Origin of the sequence: Streptacidiphilus monticola (genome assembly GCF_042658505.1) — a bacterium.
Taxonomy (GTDB): domain Bacteria; phylum Actinomycetota; class Actinomycetes; order Streptomycetales; family Streptomycetaceae; genus Streptacidiphilus; species Streptacidiphilus monticola.
Genome location: NZ_JBHSQJ010000247.1, coordinates 1 through 4,356, shown reverse-complemented (window position 1 = coordinate 4,356; position 4,356 = coordinate 1). Strand labels below are relative to the sequence as shown.

At 70.6% G+C, this 4,356-nt stretch carries 6 protein-coding genes; 4 read left to right on the top strand and 2 right to left on the bottom strand.

Going from position 1 to position 4,356, the window contains the following annotated elements:
* Positions 1-10: 10 nt before the first annotated feature.
* Together ACFP3V_RS31775 and ACFP3V_RS31770 are read right to left on the bottom strand one after the other, a co-directional pair.
* Positions 11-553 carry a GNAT family N-acetyltransferase gene (locus ACFP3V_RS31775; RefSeq protein ID WP_380591290.1) on the bottom strand — a complete coding sequence of 181 codons (543 nt, stop codon included), beginning with the start codon at positions 551-553 and terminating at the stop codon, positions 11-13.
* Complete coding sequence (locus ACFP3V_RS31770; RefSeq protein WP_380591292.1) at positions 550-1,821, bottom strand: XRE family transcriptional regulator; 1,272 nt, start codon at positions 1,819-1,821, stop codon at positions 550-552. Before ACFP3V_RS31770 ends, ACFP3V_RS31775 begins: the two co-directional genes overlap by 4 nt.
* 200 nt (positions 1,822-2,021) lie before the next feature.
* Between ACFP3V_RS31770 and ACFP3V_RS31765 the strand changes: the two genes are divergently transcribed.
* The 4 genes from ACFP3V_RS31765 to ACFP3V_RS31750 all read left to right on the top strand — a co-directional run.
* Positions 2,022-2,267, top strand: a complete 246-nt coding sequence (locus ACFP3V_RS31765) for a hypothetical protein (RefSeq protein WP_380591288.1) — start codon at positions 2,022-2,024, stop codon at positions 2,265-2,267.
* 115 nt (positions 2,268-2,382) lie between these two features.
* Positions 2,383-2,757, top strand: a complete 375-nt coding sequence (locus ACFP3V_RS31760; RefSeq protein ID WP_380591285.1) for a hypothetical protein — start codon at positions 2,383-2,385, stop codon at positions 2,755-2,757.
* A 375-nt stretch (positions 2,758-3,132) separates the two neighbouring features.
* Positions 3,133-4,128 (top strand): radical SAM protein, encoded by a 996-nt coding sequence (locus ACFP3V_RS31755; RefSeq protein WP_380591282.1) that lies wholly within the window; start codon positions 3,133-3,135, stop codon positions 4,126-4,128.
* Positions 4,121-4,356 (top strand): hypothetical protein (locus ACFP3V_RS31750; protein ID WP_380591279.1); only part of this gene is annotated, 236 nt, incomplete at its 3' end. The genes ACFP3V_RS31755 and ACFP3V_RS31750, both read left to right, overlap by 8 nt.

Here is a 4,356-nt window from a genome sequence, read left to right as displayed (position 1 = left end):
GTCTCGTGCGTCAGGCGGCGGGGACGTGGACCGGTCGCACCATCGCCACCAGCGGCGGCGAGTCAGGCGACGGCTGTACCCGGCTCACCGGACGGTAGCCCCAGCGGTCGTAGATCGCCATGACCTTGCCGTTCCCGGCTTCCGGGTTGACCATGAGCGTGGCCTGCTCCTCGACACGGCCGCTCAGCAGCGACTCGTGCAGCTGATCCGACAGCCCGGTCTTGCGCCACCGCTCGCGCACCATCAGCTCCTTGACCGCCACGGTGGGCAGACTGGTTGTCTCCGGGCCGGGCACGTCGTTCATCCGCGTCCACCACCGGTCCGCCGCACCGTCCAGGGAGTTGGCGTAGATGAACGCGGCCGCCTCGTCACCGTCCCAGGCGACCACCGCCTCCCAGCCCGGCTCCGCGCCGTGCCGGGTCAGCCGCTCCCCGAACCTGGCCACCGAGTAGTGCGGCAGGTGCAGCAGGGGGGCTCGGACCTCCGAGTACACCGCCACGATCGCCTGCCAGGCGTCGTCCAAGATCGTGTAGTGGCGCAGCTGGACCGTCATGCCGTCCTCCCCAGATGATCGCGAACCCGGTCCGCCCATTCTCGGGCGACGGGCGAGTGCGGGGCAGACTCCTGCATTCCCCGCGCCAGGCGGGTGAGCATCTGCCCCACCCGCGGGTGCTGCCCCGCGCCACTCTCCAGCAGTGGGGCCGCTGTTGTCACCGCCGTCTCGAACTCGCCCTGGCCGGCCTGCGCGCGGGCCAGCCGCGCCGTGGTGATGGCCCGGGACCGGCTCAGATGCCCGCGCAGGTGCGTCAGCGAGCTGTGGGCATGGGCCTCGGCCTGCTCGAAGTCCCGAAGGCTCAAGTACGCGGCCACCGCGAGACTGTGGAGCTCGGCCTGGTCGAAGAACGCCGTCAGCCACACAGGGCGGCTCTCCTCCCGGGCCCGGCCGAAGGCGTCCTGCGCAGCGCCCATGGCACGCTCGACGGCCGGGCGGTCGCCGGTCAGCCCCAAGATCGCGGCATGCCGGGCGTGCCCGAGGCTCGCGAACAACGGGTCCTTCCGCGTCACCGCCATGCCCCGGGCCACGTCGTTGGCGGCCAGTGCGTCGGAGGAGCGGTTCAGGTGCCGGAACATCGACCCGGCGTGGGACCAGATCCGGAACTCGATGGCCTGCTCGTTCGACATCCGGGCCAGCGCGGCGGCCTGGTTGAAGTAGGTCTGAGCCTCGTTGAAGCGGCGGGCGTCGATCGCGGCCCACATCGCCGAGCTGGTGAACGCCGCGGCGGTGGCGTACAGCGCGGCCCGCACCCGCTGGGACGCACTGCCCTGCGACTGGAGCGCGAGGGCCTGACCCGCCATCGCCAGCGCCTGGTTCTCCGCGTCCCGGGAACCGCCCTGCTGGTGGTCCTGGGCGATGATCTCGGCGAAGCGCTGGTGCAGCCGCTCCACGTCGCCCATGCCGATGCGGCGCGGCGCAGGCGGGAGCGGGGCGACGGCGGCCGCGGTGCCGACGGCGGTGAGGAAGGTGCGGCGGAGCAAGGCGGAGTCCTCCGGCGGGACGACGGCAGCGCGACCGCGCGGCGGCGGGGGCACAAACCCCAGGTCTTCGATGTGGCATCCGAAGACTGCCACGAGCGCGCGTCGTATCGCCTTCTGGGGCCACCGGGTTTTTCCGGCCAGCCAGTACCGCACGGTCCGATCGGTCACCGAGGGCTTGAGGCCGGCCGCGTCCAGCTGGGAGTTGACGGCCTCCGCCAACTCGCCCTGATTGAGGCCAGCGCGTTCCATCGCGGCGGCCAGCTGCTCGTTCTCCACCACTCCCATCACGCTACCCGCCGTAACTGCCTTGTTGCAGGCCCTTGCTGATGCTCCGTCACATGTTTTTCCGGTGCCGCCCGTCCGGTACGAGAGCGCTTTTTCCTCCCGCTCCGCCGTGCCTGCTCGATGTACTGAGTGAGCACCGACGGCATCCAGCCATACACCCCAGCGCGGGACTGGCGGCACGTCAACCGAAGGAGCACGCGATGCCCGCACCCCCTGCCCCAGCGTCCACACTCATCGTGGGCGAGCTGTACTACGACAGCGCCGCCGATCGCCACGGCATCCTCCAGGACGTCTCCGGCGCCCGCGTCTTCCTGCGCCCCGAGGGCGGCGGCCGGGAGTGGACGGCGCTGGACAGCGACCTGCACCACCCGGCAGATGCCGAGCGCATCCGAGCTCACCGCGCCCGTGCCCAGCGTGCGGCGCTGCTGCGGGCCTTCGACTCCTGACCGCCACCACGCAGTCCCCGAATCGACTGCGCCCCCAACTCCCGGCCGCCGGGCCTGGTCCATCGCTCGCTGCGACCCGAGCGAGCCCGGCGGCCGGGCATGACCTGGAGAACCCGTGACCGAGATCGACCGCTTCCGGGCGGGCACCGTCTACACGGATGTGCAGCTGCGTCGCGGCGAAGCCATCTTCACCGCCTATGAGGAGGCGCAGCAGGCCGCTGCCGACGCGCCGGCCTCCGAGGTTGCCGACATCGAACCGTTGGTGATGACCGGCCTGCAGGTGACGGGGGAGACGCCGGCTGACGCGTTCCAGGCCCTCGCCGACGCGCTGCGCCGCCATCCCGACCTGGTGCCTGACCTCGTCGCCGTGGACAAGAAGGTGCTCGCCGAGGAGCCCGGCGTGGACGGATCGGCCCAGCTCATCTGGGAGTACCGGGTGAAGGCAATCCGTGCAGTGGGAGACGACGGATCGCACGAGGCCGTCACCTGACCCCGACCTAGGCAGTTTCTATTGCACGTGTAATAGATATCGCGTAGCGTGGAGTACACGGAGAGCCCGCACGGGCACCCCACACACTCCCTGGCCGCCGAGCGTGCACACGGACTGCCTCGGCTGCCAGGGGCTTCACTCCGGCCGTCCTCGTGACAACCACCGTTCCCCTGCGGCGAGCCCCTGGACGGCCGGACACCACCCCCCTCGCACTGCTGGCTGGTCCTCGGCCCACAACGCGAGACCGAACGCGGCACCGCTGGTGTACCGGTGCCGCCCCCCGCCCGCCGTGTTCCGCAACCTCACGGCGGGCGGGGCCACTTCACGCCCCAAAGCCAACCCGAAGCGCGTTCCCGCGCGCCCGAACGGAGGACCATGACCGCCGAACTCGGCATCCCCACCGTGCCCCCGCAGCGCACCATCGACCTGGGCAACGGCATCGCCTTCTCTAAGGCGGGGCACCACTTCACCATCCCCGAGGGCGCCGACCTCGACGCGCTCGCCCAGACCCTGACGGCCCCGCTCAGCGTCATCCTCCAGGTCACCAAGCGCTGCGAACTGGACTGCGACTTCTGCTCGGAGACCCTGCAGAAGCCCGACGCGTCCCTCGCCCAGTTCGACACCATCCGGCGCAACCTGGACGGGGTGGGCCGGGTGTTCCTGTCCGGCGGCGAGCCGATGCAGCGCCGCGACCTCGGCGACATCGTGGACCTGTTCCACCGCGACTTCATCGTCACCGTGCCGACCAACGCGATCCGCGCCGAGCTCCACGCCAAGAACCTCGTCGGCAAGGTCGCCTCCTGCAACGTCGGCCTGGAGGGCCCGCGCGCCATCACCAGCCGCGTCCGCGGCGACTACGACAAGATCATGAACGGCATCCGGCACCTGCAGGACACCGGCATCCCCATCGACCTGTCCTGCGTCGTCTACCGCTCCACCCAGTCCGCGATCCCCTACCTCATGCAGATCGCCGACATGCTCGGCGCCGGCAAGGTCAAGCTGATCATGCCGCTGCGCAAGGGCAACGCGCTCAACCTCAAGGAGCACGAGTTCCTGTCCAACACCGAGGCCCGGGAACTGTTCGACCGCGTGGGCGGCCTGCGCACCGACATGGGCTGGACCCCCGCGCTGCGCCTGACCGCGTGGACGGACGAGACCGAGGGCCACATGATCGTCATCGAGCCCGACGGCAAGGCCCAGGCGTGGCCCGTCTACGACCAGCCCGACCTGTTCCTGGAACTGGGCAACGTCCTGACCGAGCCCGTCAGCACCATCTGGGAGCGCTACCCCTACAAGCACAACCACCTGCGCAAGTACCTCGGCAAGAGCATCTGGACCGCGGCCAACGCGGGGGACAGCACCCATGCATGAGGCCACCAGTCTCCTGTGGCCCGAGGGACCCTACGCGGCCGAGCGCCGCCCCTTCGGCCACCCGCAGCGGCTCCTGACCGCGATCTCGCTGCTGTGGGCCGACGACGGCGACCGAGCTGTCCCCCTCGGCTACGGCTCGGTGTTCATCCCCGTCCACCGCACCAAGAGCCTGCTCGTGGACCCGGACACCATCCACTTCGGCTACCGCGCGCTGGTCGCCGAGACCCC

Bases quoted from the DNA above. Each gene is read 5' to 3' on its own strand.
- ACFP3V_RS31770 (WP_380591292.1), bottom strand. From the start codon at position 1,821: ATGGGAGTGGTGGAGAACGAGCAGCTGGCCGCCGCGATGGAACGCGCT.
- ACFP3V_RS31765 (WP_380591288.1), top strand. From the start codon at position 2,022: ATGCCCGCACCCCCTGCCCCAGCGTCCACACTCATCGTGGGCGAGCTG.
- ACFP3V_RS31775 (WP_380591290.1), bottom strand. From the start codon at position 553: ATGACGGTCCAGCTGCGCCACTACACGATCTTGGACGACGCCTGGCAG.
- ACFP3V_RS31755 (WP_380591282.1), top strand. From the start codon at position 3,133: ATGACCGCCGAACTCGGCATCCCCACCGTGCCCCCGCAGCGCACCATC.